Raw genomic sequence first — 16,792 nt, forward strand, 5'->3', positions numbered from 1 at the left:
ACCCGCCATGGACATCCGGCTGCAGGAGAAGCTGGACGCGCTGCCCACCGAGCCCGGCGTGTACCTGATGAAGGACAAGCGCGGGACCATCATCTACGTGGGCAAGGCGGTGAACCTGCGCAGCCGCGTGCGCAGCTACTTCAACCGCTCCGGCGACACCCGCGTCTTCGTGTCCCTGCTGGACACGATGCTGGGCGACCTGGAGACGGTGCTCGTCCACAACGAGAAGGAGGCCCTCCTTCTTGAAAACGAGCTGATCAAGAAGCACAAGCCGCGCTTCAACGTCCTGCTCAAGGACGACAAGCAGTTCATCTCCCTGCGCCTGGACCGCACCCAGCCGTTCCCCCGGCTGGAGGTGGTGCGCAAGTACGAGAAGGACGGCGCGCGCTACTTCGGCCCGTACTCCAGCGCCGGCGCCATCCGCGAAACGCTGCGCCTCATCAACCGCTTCTTCCGCCTGCGCACCTGCACGGACCACGTCCTGGCCAACCGCAAGCGGCCGTGCCTGCTGTATCAAATCGGACGGTGCCCGGCCCCGTGCGTCCACCCGGTGTCCCCGGAGGACTACCGCAAGAGCGTGGACGAAGTGGCCATGTTCCTGGAGGGCAAGGCGGGGCAGCTCATCGAAGGGCTGCGCCTGCGCATGAAGCGCGCCGCGGTGGAGCTGAAGTTCGAGGAGGCCGCGCGCGTGCGCGACCAGCTGCTCGCCATCGAGCGCAGCCTGGAGCGCCAGAAGGTGGCCACCACTGACTTCAAGGACCAGGACGTGTTCGCCCTGTACCGCGAGGGCGACCGCATCCTGTTCTACGTGCTGCACGTGCGGCAGGGCCGGCTCAACGGCGGCCAGGCCTTCCCCTTCGGCAGCCAGGAGTTCCCGGCCGAAGAGCTGCTCGCCTCGTTCGTGAACCTCTACTACGACCAGGGCGGCTTCGTGCCGGAGGAGGTGCTGCTGCCGCTGGAGCCCGGCGACGGCACCGACGGCCTGGAGGCCCTGCTCACGGAGCGCAAGGGCGAGCGCGTGCGCGTCTTCGTCCCCAAGCGCGGGGAGAAGCATGAGCTGGTGAACATGGCGGTGAAGAACGCGGAGCAGGCGTTCATCGAGCGCAAGCGCACCAAGGACGAGACGGACACGGTGCTGTCACGGCTCCAGTCCAAGCTGGGCCTGCGCAACTTCCCGCGCCGCATGGAGTGCTACGACATCTCCCACTTCCAGAGCTCCTCCATCGTGGCGTCGCAGGTGGCCGTGACGGACGGGGAGACGGACAAGTCGCGCTACCGCAAATACAAGATCAAGACGGTGGACAAGCAGGACGACTTCGCCAGCATGTACGAGGTCATCACCCGCCGGCTCAAGCGCGGCCTGGAGGATGGGGACCTGCCGGACCTGCTCGTCATCGACGGCGGCAAGGGCCAGCTCGCCAGCGCCCACGCGGCCATGAAGGACCTGGGCGTGGAGGGCGTGGACGTGGTGGGCTTGGCCAAGAGCCGCGATCAAGAAGTTTTTGACCGCGACACGGAGAGCGCGAAGAGCCCCGAGCGCGTCTTCGTCCTGGGCAGGAAGGACCCCATCGTCCTGCCCCAGAACTCGGCGGAAATGTTCATGCTCACGCGCATGCGGGATGAAGCCCACCGCTTCGCCATCACCTTCCAGGGCAAATCCATGCGCAAGAGCTCCTTGCGTTCGGCGCTGGAGGACATTCCGGGCGTGGGGGAAGGCCGGCGGAAGATGTTGCTGCGCCACTTCGGTTCTCTCAAGCGGGTGGGTGACGCCAGCATCGAGGAGCTGGCCGAGGTCGTGGGCCCGGCGATGGCCGAGCGCGTCCACGCGGGCCTGCACGGCGACCCCGAGGACGACACCGAGGACCCCGTGCGCGAAGCCTCCCTGGATGACGCTTCCGAACCCGTGCACGAAAAAGCGGATGGAGGGTCGCCACCCGGTACGGCATGATTAAGTTCCGCTTCGGACGCCGGGGGGACTGGCCGCTGGAACCCGCGACGTTCCTAGGGTTTTTCATTGCGACCATGCTCGGCGCTGATTTATAGCGGTTGAAGATCCGAGCACGTTTGAAGAGGACGAGGGACCGACATGAGGCTGTATCCGAAGGTGATCCCGATCATCTCGCGCGAGGCCATTCAGCAGCTCATGCAGGACGGGGACATCGAGGTGGAGCCGATGCGCGTGGCCGACGCCGAGATGGATCTGTCCGCCATCATGCGCGAGTACCTCGCCAACGAAGAGCGTGTGAACCAGGCGACGCGCGAGGCCCTGGAGCGTCGGGGATATGACTACTCCAAGTTCAACCAGGTGAAGCGCGAGATGGCGGACGTGCGCGGCTTCAAGATGGGGGACGAGGGCATCGAGTACGTCATCAACCAGATGATTGAGTTCCTCCTCATCAGCCGGAACGTCGAGGAGGTCTACTCCCCCGACAACGTGCTGCGTCAGAAGATGTTCCAGGGCATGAAGAAGCACCTGGACGTCGACGACGAGATCGACCGGGAGGCCCGCTCGCGGCTGAAGCACCTGCAGGAAGGCACGAGCGCCTTCGACATCGAGTACAACAAGACGGTCGAGCAGATCCGCCGCGCCCGCGGTCTGATTTAGTTCCGGGGCGTGCCACGGCCCGCTCCGCTGCCTACCTTCAAGTTCAAGGGAGGCAGCGTCGATGGCGGGTCCAATCACGAGCATCTTGCTGTCCGGTTTCCTGGCGGCGGCGCCAGGGGGAGACGGGTTCACGTTCGAGGGCCGGGAGGCCAGCGCGAGGACCGACCAACCGGACGGTTACTTCTTCCAGGGTTCCTTGCCGTTCAGTGACCTGACCGAGCGCGGCACGGGGCAGGCATCGCTCTCCGTGCAGGACCGGGTCGGCATGGCGAACGCGACCTTCGGCGACAAGGCGCAGCTCACCGCGAGCCTGCGCATTGGCGGCACGGACTACCGGGTGGAGCTGACCCAGACGGGCTTTCCGCCCCGACAGGCGATGTCGCGGGCGCCCGCCGGGCCGCTCCCTCCTGCGCCGCCGCACCTCATCGAGGGCGGGGTGCTGATGGGCACGCCGCTCTATGGGGAAACAGGCATCGGTTGGCGCGCCACGACCCGTGCGCACGCGGCGATGGCCGTGTGGGGCATTGGCAGCGTGTGGCGCAACGGGACGCTGCTGACGGACTCTGCGTTGATTCATGCGGCGGCGCTGGACGCGGGCACGTACTCGGATGACGACACGAAGCGGCTCCTTCGCGAGGCGCGGCCGGGGGACGCGGAGCTGATGGTGGTGGTGTGGAACCTGCCGCCGCAGGCGGAGCCGCGCGGGTTCATCCAGTTCGTCTTCGACAACGTCGCCATCGACGTGGACGGGGCGCGGGTGCCGTCGCTGGCGGTGGTGCCGACGACGGGGGATCTGCCCGCGTCGCTCGCGTTGCTCACGCCGGTGGCGCCCACGGCGTTCCCCGCGGCGGTGGCGCCGATGTCCCCGCCGAGCTTCGCGCAGGGGCCGCAGGGCACGGGAGGCAGCGGTGCGGCGGGCGTGACGCTCGGGGCGGGGACGACGGGCGCGACGGGCGTCGCGACCACGACGGGTGACACGGGCGCGGCGACCACGGTGGGCGCGAACGACCTTGCGACCACGATTGGTGCCACGGGCACGGCGGCCACGGCCGGTTCCGCGAGCGCGGCGACCACGGGTGGGACGACGACGGGCGCGACGACCGCGGGAGCCGGGAACACGATGGGCGCCCCGGGGACGACGACCGTCACCACGCCTTCAGCGCCGACGCTGCCGTCGGCGGCCCCTTCGACGTTCAGCGGTTCGTTCGCGCCATCGGCACCGGCCAACCCGCCCGCGGTGGTGTCGGGCGTGCAGCCGGGCTCCTCCTCCACGGTGGGGCAGGGGGCCTTCGCCACGCCGCCGACGGTGGCGGGCGTGTCCGTGGGCGGCTTCACCACGCCGCAGGTGTCCGCGCCGGACTTCAACACCTTCGTGGGCACCAGCCAGGTGAGCCCGGGCATCCTCGCCACGGTGCCGCCGCTGTCCCAGTCCTCCGCCACGCCGCTGTCGCCCATCCTGGGGACGCCCGCGCCGCTCAACACGGGCACGCCGGCGCCGCTCCTGGGGACGCCCGCGCCGCTCAATGCCTCGCCGAGCACCGCGCTGCCCGCCACTCCAGCCCCGGCCAACGCCGCGCCCGCCACGGGTGCCGCCGCGTCCCCGGCCGCGACAGGCGGTGCCTCGGGGCCCGCGCGCTGACAACGGAGGGCCGTCGCACCGGCGGGCAGGGGGTGGAAAATTGACCGGACGCTACGGGCCTGTAGCGTCCTGGGCATGCCCCCTCCCGTCGCAGCCCTCGCCACCTCCGCGATGTTGCGCCGTACCGACCCCGTTCGCGGGGCGGTGGAGCGCTTGGCCCGGACGCTGCCCGCTCGCGCGGACGCCAGCGTCCTCCTGGACTTCGTGGAGGACGACCTCCGCGAGGGACTGGATGCCCTGGGTGACGTGCAGGCCCACTTCCACGACCTGCTCCTGGCCCTGCACCGCGAGACGCTGACGCCCGTCGCCCTGATGAACGCGGGCGAGGACCTGCACGTGCTCCAGCGCCTGGAGGACCTGCACGAGGTGGTGACCCACCTGCGCCGCCGCCTGTCGCAGGCCGCCGGGATGATTCGCAACGGCTGAAGGCCGGGCGCTACATCGACTGGAGGAAGCGCACCAGCGCGCCCCGGTCGCTGGCGGACAGGTTGCGGAACCCCTCCCGCGCCCGCTCCGCCTCACCGCCGTGCCACAGCACGGCCTCTTCCAGCGTCCGGGCCCGCCCGTCGTGCAGGTAGCCCGAGTACGGAAGAATCGTCTGCGTCAGCCCCAGGCCCCAGAGGGGCGCCGTGCGCCACTCGGTGCCGGTGGCGTCCCCGTCCGGCCGCCCATCCGCCAGGCCCGCGCCCATGTCATGGAGCAGCAGGTCCGTGTACGGATGGATGCGCTGGTGCGACAGCTCCGCGACCGGATGCTCGCCGGTCTCCAGCGTGTCGCGGTGGCACGTCACGCAGCCCAGGTCCTTGAACTTCGCCTCGCCGCGCTTCACCGCCGCGTCTGCCAGCGCCGTGCGCGCCGGCACCCCGAGCGACTGCGCGTAGAACACCGCCGCGTCCAGCGTGTCCATGGGCAGCTCGAAGCCGCCGTCCGCGCCGGGGAAGAGGGGGTTCGAAAGCCCCATGTCGTTGAAGTAGGCCTCCGCCGACTGCTGCCTCAGGTTGGGGCTGTTCGCCTTCCACCCGAAGCGTCCCGGCACCAGCGCGAGCGCCTGCACGTCCCACACGGTGTTCAGCCGGCCGGAAATCCCGTCGCGGTTCGCATCCGCGGGGTCTTCCATCCCCCGGAGCGTGGCCAGGTCCACCGCTTCCAGCAGCCCCAGGCCCACCACCGGCGGCGGCAGGCGCAGCGACGTGCGCATGTCCGCGGGCGGTGACGCCCCGTCCGGCATCACGATGGTGACGCGCGGCGAGCGCAGCCCATACGCCGTCCCGTCCGCGTACGTCCCCGCGCGCTCCACCCACTCGAGCGTCACGTTGGCCTCCGGCGACGCGCCGTAGACGGCCTGGTCCTGAATCTGGAGCCCCAGCCCGGGCACCGGCACCGCGCCGTTCGGGTGCTCCGGCGCGCCCTGGGGGAGGCTCACGCGCACCAGCAGCTGCGTGCGCGTTGGCCCGCCGCCCATCACCGGCATGCCCCGGCCGTTGCGCAGGTGGCAGCCATTGCAGGAGGTGTTGTTGTACGCGGGCCCCAGCCCCGGGTTCACCGGGGCGGGGCCGGGCACGAAGACGGCCGCGAAGGCAGCGTCGCCATCGCGGTGAAGCGCTTCATGTTCCGTGGTGAGGTTGGGGGCGGGCTGCGCGAACGCCCGCGACGTGCGGTCGTCGATGGTGGTGTCGCCCCCCGCGCGCGGCGGAGCCCCCGGGGCTTCGGCTTCCGTGCCGCCGCAGCCCACCAGCCACAGCAGCCCGAGTCCCAATGCGCGTCGCATCGCGTTCCCCCGGTCCAGCATCAGGGCAGGATGACAGCCTTCACGTCCACCTGGAAGGTGTCGTGGAGCTTGCGGATGACGGCCTGCGCCCCTTCGATTTCATCCGCGGAGGCCGGGTCCTTGATGGACACCGGGAACGGCTCCGGCACCTTGCCCAGCGCCGCGATGGCCGCCGCGATCTCCGACTTCACGCGCGTGTCCAGTGCCGCGTCGCGCTCCTTCACCACGTCCGACAGGGACAGGCCCTTGGCCGCGCTCTCCGGGCGGTGGCCCAGGTAGACGTTCTCCACGCTGCGCAGGTTGTTGGTGAAGTCCGACAGCGAGTTGAGCGCGAACTGGCTCTCCACCAGGTTTGCGTCCTTCGCGTCATACGGGTCGGCGATCTTCCCGTTGGCCACCTCGTCCAGGATGGTCAGGATGCCGCCCAGCATCTCCTGCGCGCCCGACTCCACCGTGGGGTACGCCGTGTTGCCGGACTCGCCCGCCTTGGCCAGCGTGTCGCGGTAGGGGGCCTGGCCGTTCACGCCCGTCGTCCACGAGGCCGCCAGGTTGCCGGACACCGTCTTCAGCTCCGCGGTCAGCGCGAGCAGGTACTCGAACTGGCGCGCGTTGAAGTCCTCCGGCTTCTTCGCCTGGCCCTCCCCGAAGAGCAGGTACTCCGTCGTGTGGTAGCCCTTCTGCGTCTCCTGCAACTGGCTCACGTACTGCTGCGACAGCGTGTCGCTGTTGCCGAGCACCGCGTCCAGGTCCGTGCGGTTCACCGGCCAGCTGTCCATCGCTGGATCCCATCCGTTGCTGTCCACCGGCCCGAAGAGGAACGCCTCGCTCTGCTCCCACGGCACGCGCGCCGCGAACCACGCGTCCTGCGCGGCCTTCAGCGTCGCCGCGCTGGGCCCGTTCTTCAGCGCCCGAGCCGCCGCGTCCAGTTCGACCATGCGCGTGGCGAGCAGGTTGTACGTGGGCACCACCACGTTGTCCGCGAAGTTCACGACGAGCTGCTGGTCCAACGACTCCAGGGGGGGGTCGTCGTCATTGCTGCAAGCGCCCATCAGGAGCGCGCCGCCAACCAGCAGGGAGAGTTTCAGGGAACGAGAGGACATGGGGGTGCCTTCAGGCCTTTCTTGCGACAGCGTTCGAGACAGCCGGGGTGACGAATCAGTAGACGAAGCCCGTCGACATCCGCAGAGCGTTCTCTGGCCGGAAGGCGGAGCTGCCCATGCGCCGCTGGCTGAAGTCGAGCTTCAGCACGACGAGCCCCGCGAACGTGTAGCTGGTGCCCACGGTGTAGACGGTGCGCTCGAAGCGGGGGTTGTCGAACAGCTCCGCGCGGGGCTTGAACTGCGAATCCATGTAGTCGATGCGGACGTACGGCTCCAGCCGGTGGTTGCCGTCGAGCCCCAGCCAGGGCGCGATGTCGTAGCCCAGCTCGCCCCACGCGGAGAGCGCGTTGTCGGACACCGGCGTGCGCAGCACGTTGAGCAGGTTGGACAGACGCGCGTTGCGCGCGGACACCGCCGCGGCGTTGCCCAGGTGGCCGTACATCACCATCGCGTGCGCGCGCCACCGGTTGCGGTTCACCGACAGGTGCGCATCCGCGACGAACAGGGGCGCGCTCACGTAGCCGCACGGCGCCACCATGTTGGGGTTCGCGTCATCGCACTGCTTGACCAGGTCAGGCTTGGGCCGGTTGCGCGTGGTGCCGCCGTAGTAGGCGGACACGCCGAAGTTGAAGCCCTCGAAGCGCCGCACGTCCGCGCGCAGCACTCCCGCCAGGTCCGTCGCGCGCACCAGTTCGAAGCGCTGCTGCAGCCCCGTGGCCACCCACGTCTGAGAATTGAACCCCGTGGAGTCCAGCCCGTTCACCACCTGCCCGGTGAGCCGCACGCCCCAGGGGGTGTCCCATCTCAGCTGCATCCCCATGTCGTTCCACGTGTTGGGGATGATGCGCGTCTCCGCCTCGGAGCGGATGGTGCCCAGGTAGGACGTGGGCAGGTAGTCCGAGAAGAGCGTGCCCACCGCGACGTAGAAGCGGCCCACCGACAGCTCCACGTTCCGGCCCAGCTTCTTCGTCAGGTACAGCTCCTCCACCAGCGCTTCACCGGCCTTCTCCACGTCGGTGTCGAACTCGCCGAACTCCTCGTACTCCAGCTCCAGCGCCGCGCCCGCGCCGCCGTGCTCGAACTCCACCTCGAACTCGGCCTCGATGCCGTACTCCGGCAGCCCCGCCTCCAGCTCCATCACCAGGCGCGTCGTGTCGAACACGAGCCGCGAGTCCTTCTGCGAGCCGTTCGCCCGGTTCTGGTTCTCGCCGTAGTTGAAGTAGGCGAACTGGAGGTCCGCGTACGCGTTCACGGACAGGTCCAGCTGCGGCTTGCTGCCCACCGTCAGGACGCGGTCCTTGCCCTTCTCGTCCTCCCCGATGCGGCCTTCGTCCAGGAAGCGCGTCCGGCGCCAGCGGAGCTCGTCGGCGCCCCGGAGGGCCTCCGCGCGAGCCGCCAGGGGCAGCAGGAACAGGGGGGTGCACAGCAACGTCAGGAGCGGGCTCAGGAGATGGGGGCGCATCGAACGGCGCGCACCCTACGCCTGGGTTTTTGACTTTGCAAACCAGTCTCAATTTGGCGCCAACGAAAAGCCCGCGCTCCCGGTGGGAGGCGGGCCTGGGCGGAGACTCAACCCCGCGTCACCACTTGAGATCTTCCTTGCCCTGGGCCTCCATGGGCTTTTCGCCGGGGCGCTTCACGCCGGACAGGGTGAGGCGCACGGCGCCCAGGTCGATGGCGCCCACGGCGGCCAGCGGGAGGCGGCGCTCGTCGTCGGTGATCCACACGTGCACGTCGCGCGTCTGCGACGGCCGGTCCAGGCGCACGGCGGTGCCGGCCAGGTGCCAGGCGTCGAACTCGCCCAGGGGCAGCGACACGTGCTCGCGCTCCACCACGGTGGCCGTCATGCGCCACATGCGGCGGATGCCGTACACGTCGAAGCACACCGGCAGGTCCTTCTTCAGCGGCAACTGGCGGATGAGGTAGATGGCGCCCGCGACGTCCAGGCCGTCCTTGTCGAACGCGTAGTCGTAGTGGCCCTTGGGGCGGTCCGCGATCTGGTAGTCCACCTTGACGCTCTTGTCCTGCGCGCCGAAGTCCACGTTCACCTTGCGGCGCTGTTCGTTCTCCACGGCCTCCTCGGTGTAGCGCGAGGGGCGCAGCGTCTTGGGGTGCAGGTAGCTGGTCGCGCTGCCGCGCACCCGGCGCACCTTGGAGAACAGCGTGTTGGTCTGCGCCTCCACCACCACCGGCAGCGAGCCGTTGGCCGGGCGCTGCACGCGCATGGTGAGCTTGCCGGCCTTGGCGCCCATGGCGTCCATGTCGAACTCGAGCAGTTCCCCGGGCTTGAAGGCCAGCTGCGAGCGCAGCGCGGGCAGGCCCTGGGCGCACGGCTTCACCTCGACGACGGGCTCCTTGGGCGCCGCTTCCGCGGACGCGTCACCGGTGTTCTCCGGGGACTCCACGGGCTTCGCCGCGTCGGCGGGGGCCGCCGGTGAGATCTGGACTGGACGCAGGATGTTGCGTGGTGGGGGCTGGGCCTCCTGGGCCTGACCCGGGATGGCGCTGAGGGCGCTGAAGGCGAGGCAGGCCGCGACGAGGTTGCGCATGGCGTTCATTCTGCTTCCTCCCAGGGGGGAGTGACTACGGGGTTCCCCCGGAAGTCCGACGTCCGGAGCGCTTCGCTTGTTCAGCCGACTGCCGCTTCACGATGCGCTCGGTCACTTCCTGGCGCACCGCTTCCCACTCCGCCGGGTCCCGGGAGATTTCGTACCCGGACTTCGCCAGCCGCTTCGCCGCCGTCTTCGCGAAGGCGCCGTCGCCCAGCGAGGTGAGCAGGCGCAGGTATTCGTAGTCCTCCAGGCCGTCGCGGATGTGTTTCAGCCGCAGGGACACCACGGGTTGATGCTCCGTGCCGCCCAGCTTCGCGGGCGTGCCCGGATAGAAGAGGGTGCCGTCGCCGTTGCCGCCGAACTCGAAGAGGTCCGCCCAGACGTCCTTCTTCGTGTTGTAGGCGAAGACGGTGTCGAAATAGAGCTCGCCGTCCACGCCGCTTTCAAACGCCAGCACGCCCATGGCGCGGTTGAGCGGGGCGGGGTGGTCCACCATGTACGAGGCCCAGTCGCTGAACGCCTTGTCCAGCGCCTTGTCCGCGGGCGGCCCGCCCGTGCAGCCGTGGGACATACAGCTCTGGTACCACCACACCTTCGCGCGCGGCGGCAGCCGGGTGCGCGCGGTCGCGGTGTTGGCCACGGTGCGGCATGTCTGGGGGCCTGCGCGCGGGTAGAAGCAGTTGATGATGGGCGTGAGGATGTCCACCGACCCCTGGAGCGCGGGGTCCAACGGCGTGGTGACGAGCACGGGGAGGGTGCCGCCCGCGTCGCGCACGCGCTTCGACTGCGCCTTCACCAGCGGAAAGTCCGCGGGCTTGGGTTCGTCCTTGGCGTAGAAGAAGAGCTGCGCCTTCCAGCCCTTGTCCTCGAAGTGCTTCTGGAAGGCGCGGTAGTACGCCGTCTTCTCCGCGTCCGTGGAGGCCTTCCGGTTGTCGCGCACGTCGGCCGTGGTGAAGCGCGCGCCAGAGGGCAGCAGGCTTCCGTCCAGGAAGGGCGCCATCTCCGCGTCGTACGCGGTCCAGTCCAGCACCGCGCGGCCGTCCTGGAACTTCACCGGCGGCGGATCCATGCCCATGCCGTGCGCGCTCACCCGGTGCTGAAGCAGCGTCTTGCCGTACTCGCGCAAGAGCGCCTTCGCCTCCGGCGAGTCCGCGGGGATGCCGTGCCCCTTCGCGATGCTGTACAGCGAGATGCCGAAGCTGTTGGGCAGCGACGACGTCGCGGGCAGGTCGAAGGGCTGCACCTCCACGGTGAAGGGAACGGCCGGCAGCTCCTTCCCGTCCACCGCCGCGCTCAGGCTCCCCTTGTAGGTGCCCGGGGCCTGCTTCGGCGGAACGCAGACCTCCGCGTAGACGACCGTGGGATGTCTGGGATTGGCGGGGGCCGACAGGGGCACCAGCGCGTCGGGCCACGGGCCCGGCTTGCCCTCGCCGTTGGAGGGCGTCTTCACGTCCAGGTAGGCCTCGCGCCACGCGTCCACGGTGAGCGGCGCGCCCGGCCCCTTGAGGGCCAGGGGCTGCATCGTCACCCGCGTCACGCCCGGGGGGAGCACCAGCTGCGTGCCCTCGCATTCACCCCGGGCCGCGCTGAGGCGGGCCTCCTTCGCACCCTTCGGCGCCGCGTCCGGCCGCACCTTCACCAGCGGCGACACCACCTGCACGCCGCCCGGCGCGGCGGAAAGCGCCGCCGCCACTGCCCATGCCCAACCCACGCCCATGCCCCCTGCCTTCCCCTGGTTGGCGGACGACGCTTCAGTCGCCCGAGTTGTCCGCCCGGGCCACCGCCACCACGCGGCCCGGCTTGTAGTCCGTCAGTTCCGCCACGATGGTGCCCAGCGCGAAGTCCGCTTCGATGCGCACCGGCACGTGGTGGGCGTCCGCGCTCAGGTACGCGACCATGTCGCGCTTGGACTCCAGCTTGCCGCCGAACTCCGTGTGCACGCGCACGCGGAAGGTGTCCCGCGCGCCCGCGGGCGTGGTGACCGTCTCACGGCCCTCCACCGTGGCGCGCATGTTGAACTGCTTGCTGCCGGTGAACACCGGGTACTCGTAGGAGCGGCCCACCGCCAGGTCCTGGCCGCGCAGCGCGAACGTCGCGCCCGCCACGTCCAGCGTGCCCTGGGGCAGCGCGTGGTCCGACTCGCGCGGCGGGTCGCTCTCCTTCTGCTTGATGACCTTCGCGCCCGTGCCGTCCGCCGTCAGCTGGATGCGCTGGCGGCGGCGCTTGCGGTTCTCCTCCGAGTGCAGATCGCTTCCCGTCACCCGCTGGGTGCCCGCGTCCCAGTACGACACGAAGCGGCTCTTGACGGGGTAGACGCCCACCAGGTCGTCGGACTTCGCCGTGGACACGATGGGCCACACGCTCTGGCCCCACTGCGTCATGGGCGCGCCCACCGTCACCGTCGCCGTGCCGGCCGTCAGTCCCAGGTAGCGCACCCGGTACTGCGCCTGCTCACCCGGGCCGAACGCCGTACCGGTGGGCTCCTGGGCATGCGCCAGCGAGGACCCCATGAGTCCCACCACCGCCGCCGTGAACCCCCACCTGGACAGACCGCGCATCGGGTGTGCTCCCTTGCTTGCAAGTTAGGTGGCCGGCCCGCCCAAGCCAACCGTGCCGCTCAACCGCCCCCACCACCGGACATTTCCAGGACGGACGGCCGTGGGACAGCATTCAAAGCCGTCCGGCCGCCCTCCAGGCACGCCTGGAAACGACAGGCAGGGGACGGAAAGGCGGCCCGCAGGGGTACACGTCCGCAAGGGCCGCTGACAAATGGCGGACAGTTTTCCAAGCCTGCCTGGATGCCCAGCGGGACGCACCCGGACGGCCGCCCGGTGTTAGCCTCCGGACCCATGTCCAACGACTTCCAGTTCGACGACGACGACTTCGCGAAGGACGCGGGCGCCGGGACGGGCAGCCGCGTTTTCGACGAGTTCGACTGCCCCGGCTGCAACGCCAACAACCCCGTGGACGACACGTTCACCGACGGGGACGAGGTGCGCTGCAACTACTGCGGCTGCGAGTTCAAGGCGCTCGTCAACCAGGAGGGGCGGCTGCGGTTCCGCGAGCTGTGAGCGGAACCGGGGGCGCCGTACCCTAGGCGCGCTCGCCGAAGATGGCGGTGCCCACGCGCACGGCGGTGGCGCCTTCCAGGATGGCCTGCTCGAAGTCGTGCGTGGTGCCCATGGACAGGGCCGCCAGCGCATGCGCCGCCGCGAGCTCGCGCAGCCGGGCGAAGCCCTCGCGCATCCGCGCCACGTCGTCCGTGGGCGGCGGCAGCGCCATCAGCCCCACCACCTGGAGGTTCGGCAGCTCGCGCACCTGGGACAGGAAGCCGCCCAGCGCGTCCGGGGTGAGCCCGTGCTTGGTGTCCTCGCCGCCCAGGTTGAGCTCCACGTAGCAGGGCAGGGGAGCTGCTCCCGCGCGCCGCTTGGACAGCTCCGCGGCGACGTCCAGCCGCTCCAGCGCGTGGAAGGCGTGCGCGACGCGGGCCACGTACTTCACCTTGTTCGTCTGCAGCGAACCGATGGCGTGCCAGCGCAGGCCGTCCAGGTCCTTGAGCTCCTCGGCCTTGTCGCGCAGCTCCTGGGCGTAGTTCTCCCCGAAGTCGCGCTGTCCGGCGGCGTAGGCCTCGCGGATGAGCGCCGCGGGCTTGAGCTTGGACACCGCCACCAGCGTCACGGAGGACTCCGGCCGGCCCGCGCTCGCGCAGGCCTTCGCCACGCGCTCGCGCACCCGCGCCAGGTTGTCCGCGACGCTCATCGCGGCCCCTCCGTCCAGGGCAGCGGCAGGCCCACCCGGGTGAGCAGCGCCAGCGTCTCACCCAGCGGCAGGCCCACGACGTTTGACGGACTGCCGTCGATGCCGCGCACCAGGAAGCCGCCCTTGCCCTGGATGGCGTAGGCGCCCGCCTTGTCCAGGGGCTCGCCGGTGTCCGCGTACCAGGCGATCTCCGCCGGGGTGAGCTCGCGGAAGGTCACCTGCGTGCGCACCACCTGGGAGTCCCGGGCCCGGCCGGCCACCGCGATGCCGGTGAAGACCTCGTGGACGCGGCCGGACAGCCGGGCGAGCATCTCCCGGGCCTCCGCCGCGTCCCGGGGCTTGCCCAGCAGCTCCGACCCCAGGGCCACGGTGGTGTCCGCGGCCAGCACCCATGCGTCCGGGTGTCGGGTGGCGACCGTGCGGGCCTTCTCCACGGCCAGCCGGTGCACGTAGTCCGACGCAATTTCTCCGGCCATCGGCGTTTCATCGATATCCGCGGCCGCCACGGTGAAGCGAAGGCCCAGCTGGGCCAATAAATCCTTGCGCCGGGGCGAGGCGGAGGCGAGAACGAACAGAGCGGTTGGATCCATGGGCGGGTGCGGGGTGTTTCGCGCTCGCGGGCCTTAGCAGACTTGCGCTCCAGAGGGCACCTCGATGAACCCCGCGGACCTCCTGTCGGCCATGAAGCGGACAGTGGAGCAGCTGGCCGCCTACAACGAGATGGCCAAGGCGCTGACCTCCACGCTGGAGCTGCGCGAAGTGCTCACGCTGGTGATGCAGAAGGTCAGTGCGCTGCTCAGGCCGCGCAACTGGTCCCTCATCCTCCAGGACGAACGCACCGGAAAGCTCTACTTCGAAATCGCCGTGGGCGAAGGCGCCGAAGCGCTCAAGGCCCTCCAGCTGAACCCGGGGGAAGGCATCGCCGGGGCCGTGTTCGCCTCCGGCGTCGCGCGGCTCGTGCACGACGTGGGCGGCGACCCCAGCTTCGCGCCCCGCTTCGATGAAGCCTCCGCCTTCCACACCCGCTCGCTGCTCGCCGTGCCCCTGGTGGCGCGCGAACGCGTGCTGGGCGTGATTGAGCTGGTCAACGGCCCCACGGAGCCCGGCTTCACGCATGACGACCTCGCCGCGCTGTCCGCCATCGCGGACTACGCGGCCATCGCCATCGAGAACGCGCGCAACTTCCGCCGCGTGCAGGAGCTCACCATCACCGACGAGCACACCGGCTGCTTCAACGCGCGGCACCTGCGCGCGCAACTGGAGCAGGAGGTGAAGCGCTCGGCGCGCTTCCGCCACCCGCTGTCGCTCGTGTTCCTGGACCTGGACCACTTCAAGTCCATCAACGACCGGCACGGGCACCTGGTGGGCAGCGCCACGCTCAAGGAGGTGGGGGACCTGCTCATCAGCCTGGGCCGCCACAACCTGGACGCCGTCTTCCGCTACGGCGGCGACGAGTTCGCGGTGATGTTGATTGAGACGGACACGGAAGGCGCGCAGATCATCGCCCAGCGCATCTGCGAGGCGTTCCGCGGCCAGCGCTTCCTGCGCGGGCAGGGGCTGGACGTGGCGCTCACCGCGAGCGTCGGGGTGGCGTCCTTCCCGGACCATGCCACCACTTCCACGGACCTCATCCGCGCGGCGGACTTCGCCATGTACGCGGCCAAGGGCCGGGGCCGGGACGGCATCGCCGTCGCCGAGGCCCCTTCGGCGGAAGGGACCCCCTTGGAGGTCCCCTACGCCCGCTCCGGCGGGTGACTACCCCGCGGAGCCCAGCACCGAGTCGATGGCCTCGGTGTTGGTGACGACGGTGCCGCTCTTCTTCAGCGACTTGAGGAAGGACTCCGTCAGCTCAATCTGCTTGGCCTGACGGGCCTGGGTGCGCAGCTCCTCCTTGCGCTTGTCGAAGCCCGTGGTGTCCGGCTTCTCGCGCTCCACCACCTGCGCGACGATGTTCGCCTCGCCCACGGTGAAGACCTCGTCCAGCGTCACGGGGCCCTTGGCCTCGAAGGTGGCCTTCACCAGGCCCGGCGCCGGACCCAGGTGCGGCACGGAGTCACCCTGCGCGGTGAAGCTGTCCGTCTCCACGGCCTCCGGCTTGGTCTCCGCCTCGAAGCGAAGCAGCGCCGGCTGCTGGCCCGCGGGGACCGGGAACTGCTCCTTCAGGGGCTTGCCGGCCTTCGCCGCGGCCAGCGCCTTGTCGGCCTCCGCCTTGGCCAGGCCCTTCGCCTGCTCCTGCTTGTAGAGGCTGGTGGCGATTTCGCCCTTCACGTCGTCCAGCTTCCGGGCCTGGGCGTCCTTCTTCTCCTCCACCTTCACCAGGTGCAGGCCCAGCGCGGACTCCACCGGCTGCGTCACTTCCCCGGCCTTCAGGGCGAACGCCGCGTTGGCCAGCGCCGGATCCCACGTGGTGCGCTCCACCCAGCCCAGCTCGCCGCCCTTGAGCTTGGTGGCGTCGTCGTCGCTGCTCGCCTTGGCCACGGTGGCGAAGTCCTTGCCGCCCTCCAGCTCCTTGCGCAGGCCGTCCGCCTTCGCCTTGGCCTGGGCCTTCTGCTCGGCCGTCGCGTCCGGGGCCACCTTCACCAGGATCTGACGGGCGCGGATCCGCTCCGGCACGTTGTAGACGAAGCTGTTCGCCGCGTAATAGTTGGCGATCTCCTTCTCGTGCGTCTTCTGGAACTCCGCCAGCTGCGCGGCCGTGGGCGCGGGGACCTTGTCCGCGTACATCGTGGGCAGGAAGCGGGCGAACACCAGCTTCGCCTGGTTGCCTTCCTTCTCATAGCGCGCGCGGACCTCGTCGTCCGACACCACGGCGCCCGTGCGCACCACGTCGAGCATCTTCTGGGCGGCCATCTGGCGGCGCAGCTCCTGCTCGTACTCCTGCGGCGTGCGGCGGTAGAAGTCGCGCAGCACCTGCTGGTAGCGGGCGAAGTCGAACGCGCCCTCCTTGGAGTGGAAGTCCGTGTTGTCGTGGATGAGCTTGCGCAGCTCCTCGTCCGACGGGCTGATGCCGTGGCGCTCCGCCGACTGGGCGAGCAGCTCCGCGTTCACCAGCCGGTCGAGCACCTGCTTGTCCAGGCCGAACTGGCGGGCCACCGACTCCGGGATGGGGTTGCCCTGCGAGCGCAGGAAGTTCATCTGGCGCGACCAGGCCATGCTGAAGTCGCGCAGGGGGATCTCCTTGCCGTTCACCGTGGCGACCGCGCTCGCGGTAGGAGCCTGGGCGCCACTGTCGGCGAACCCGTTGCTGCCAGGGCCGAACTGGAGCGTGAACACCACGGCGATGCCGATGATGAACAGGAGGGAGAAGACCTTCCGGGGATTCAAACCGTCCATTGTCGTCACTTCACGGTCGGAAGCGCCCGCGATTCA

The 16,792-nt window shown here is 69.9% G+C and carries 15 protein-coding genes; 6 read left to right on the forward strand and 9 right to left on the reverse strand.

Annotation, left to right across the window (positions count from 1 at the left end; genetic code table 11):
• Positions 1 to 7 precede the first annotated feature (7 nt).
• The 4 genes from uvrC (at position 8) to D7X32_RS06445 (ending at position 4,670) form a co-directional block, all read left to right on the forward strand.
• On the forward strand, positions 8 to 1,948 hold the full coding sequence (gene uvrC / locus D7X32_RS06430) for an excinuclease ABC subunit UvrC (protein WP_120601618.1): 1,941 nt from the start codon (positions 8 to 10) through the stop codon (positions 1,946 to 1,948).
• Positions 1,949 to 2,086: 138 nt separating this feature from the next.
• The gene (locus D7X32_RS06435; RefSeq protein ID WP_014398200.1) at positions 2,087 to 2,605 is read left to right on the forward strand and encodes a DUF507 family protein; all 519 of its coding nucleotides are present in this window, start codon (positions 2,087 to 2,089) and stop codon (positions 2,603 to 2,605) included.
• Between the two features lie 61 nt (positions 2,606 to 2,666).
• Positions 2,667 to 4,244 carry a hypothetical protein gene (locus D7X32_RS06440; RefSeq protein ID WP_120601619.1) on the forward strand — a complete coding sequence of 526 codons (1,578 nt, stop codon included), beginning with the start codon at positions 2,667 to 2,669 and terminating at the stop codon, positions 4,242 to 4,244.
• Positions 4,245 to 4,319: 75 nt separating this feature from the next.
• Positions 4,320 to 4,670, forward strand: a complete 351-nt coding sequence (locus D7X32_RS06445) for a hypothetical protein (RefSeq protein WP_120601620.1) — start codon at positions 4,320 to 4,322, stop codon at positions 4,668 to 4,670.
• A 10-nt stretch (positions 4,671 to 4,680) separates the two neighbouring features.
• On the opposite strand, the gene D7X32_RS06450 is transcribed toward D7X32_RS06445, so the two are convergent.
• From D7X32_RS06450 to D7X32_RS06475, 6 genes are all read right to left on the reverse strand, one after another.
• On the reverse strand, positions 4,681 to 6,012 hold the full coding sequence (locus tag D7X32_RS06450; RefSeq protein ID WP_120601666.1) for a di-heme oxidoreductase family protein: 1,332 nt from the start codon (positions 6,010 to 6,012) through the stop codon (positions 4,681 to 4,683).
• Between the two features lie 20 nt (positions 6,013 to 6,032).
• Positions 6,033 to 7,112 carry an imelysin family protein gene (locus D7X32_RS06455; RefSeq protein ID WP_120601621.1) on the reverse strand — a complete coding sequence of 360 codons (1,080 nt, stop codon included), beginning with the start codon at positions 7,110 to 7,112 and terminating at the stop codon, positions 6,033 to 6,035.
• Between the two features lie 55 nt (positions 7,113 to 7,167).
• On the reverse strand, positions 7,168 to 8,574 hold the full coding sequence (locus D7X32_RS06460) for a hypothetical protein (RefSeq protein ID WP_244238875.1): 1,407 nt from the start codon (positions 8,572 to 8,574) through the stop codon (positions 7,168 to 7,170).
• 118 nt (positions 8,575 to 8,692) lie between these two features.
• The gene (locus tag D7X32_RS06465; protein ID WP_120601622.1) at positions 8,693 to 9,670 is read right to left on the reverse strand and encodes a DUF3108 domain-containing protein; all 978 of its coding nucleotides are present in this window, start codon (positions 9,668 to 9,670) and stop codon (positions 8,693 to 8,695) included.
• A 25-nt stretch (positions 9,671 to 9,695) separates the two neighbouring features.
• A complete protein-coding gene (locus D7X32_RS06470; RefSeq protein ID WP_120601623.1) occupies positions 9,696 to 11,381 on the reverse strand; it encodes a DUF4091 domain-containing protein in 1,686 nt (561 codons plus the stop codon).
• A gap of 34 nt (positions 11,382 to 11,415) precedes the next feature.
• Positions 11,416 to 12,222, reverse strand: a complete 807-nt coding sequence (locus D7X32_RS06475; protein WP_120601624.1) for a DUF3108 domain-containing protein — start codon at positions 12,220 to 12,222, stop codon at positions 11,416 to 11,418.
• A 291-nt stretch (positions 12,223 to 12,513) separates the two neighbouring features.
• Here D7X32_RS06475 and D7X32_RS06480 point away from each other — a divergent pair, with 291 nt between their 5' ends.
• Positions 12,514 to 12,735 carry a hypothetical protein gene (locus D7X32_RS06480; RefSeq protein WP_120527264.1) on the forward strand — a complete coding sequence of 74 codons (222 nt, stop codon included), beginning with the start codon at positions 12,514 to 12,516 and terminating at the stop codon, positions 12,733 to 12,735.
• A 22-nt stretch (positions 12,736 to 12,757) separates the two neighbouring features.
• Here D7X32_RS06480 and D7X32_RS06485 read toward each other — a convergent pair whose 3' ends face one another.
• Both D7X32_RS06485 and D7X32_RS06490 read right to left on the reverse strand, forming a co-directional pair.
• Positions 12,758 to 13,423: a YggS family pyridoxal phosphate-dependent enzyme gene (locus tag D7X32_RS06485; RefSeq protein WP_120601625.1), complete on the reverse strand. Its 666-nt coding sequence runs from the start codon at positions 13,421 to 13,423 to the stop codon at positions 12,758 to 12,760.
• Positions 13,420 to 14,013 (reverse strand): Maf family protein, encoded by a 594-nt coding sequence (locus D7X32_RS06490; protein WP_120601626.1) that lies wholly within the window; start codon positions 14,011 to 14,013, stop codon positions 13,420 to 13,422. The genes D7X32_RS06485 and D7X32_RS06490 overlap by 4 nt, the downstream gene beginning before the upstream one ends.
• A 64-nt stretch (positions 14,014 to 14,077) precedes the next feature.
• On the opposite strand from D7X32_RS06490, the gene D7X32_RS06495 reads away from it, so the two are divergent.
• On the forward strand, positions 14,078 to 15,178 hold the full coding sequence (locus tag D7X32_RS06495; RefSeq protein ID WP_120601627.1) for a GGDEF domain-containing protein: 1,101 nt from the start codon (positions 14,078 to 14,080) through the stop codon (positions 15,176 to 15,178).
• Here D7X32_RS06495 and D7X32_RS06500 read toward each other — a convergent pair whose 3' ends face one another.
• Positions 15,179 to 16,756 (reverse strand): peptidylprolyl isomerase, encoded by a 1,578-nt coding sequence (locus D7X32_RS06500; protein ID WP_120601628.1) that lies wholly within the window; start codon positions 16,754 to 16,756, stop codon positions 15,179 to 15,181. It abuts the gene before it with no gap.
• Positions 16,757 to 16,792: the final 36 nt, after the last annotated feature.

Origin of the sequence: Corallococcus carmarthensis (assembly GCF_003611695.1) — a bacterium.
In the GTDB taxonomy this organism is placed as follows: domain Bacteria; phylum Myxococcota; class Myxococcia; order Myxococcales; family Myxococcaceae; genus Corallococcus; species Corallococcus carmarthensis.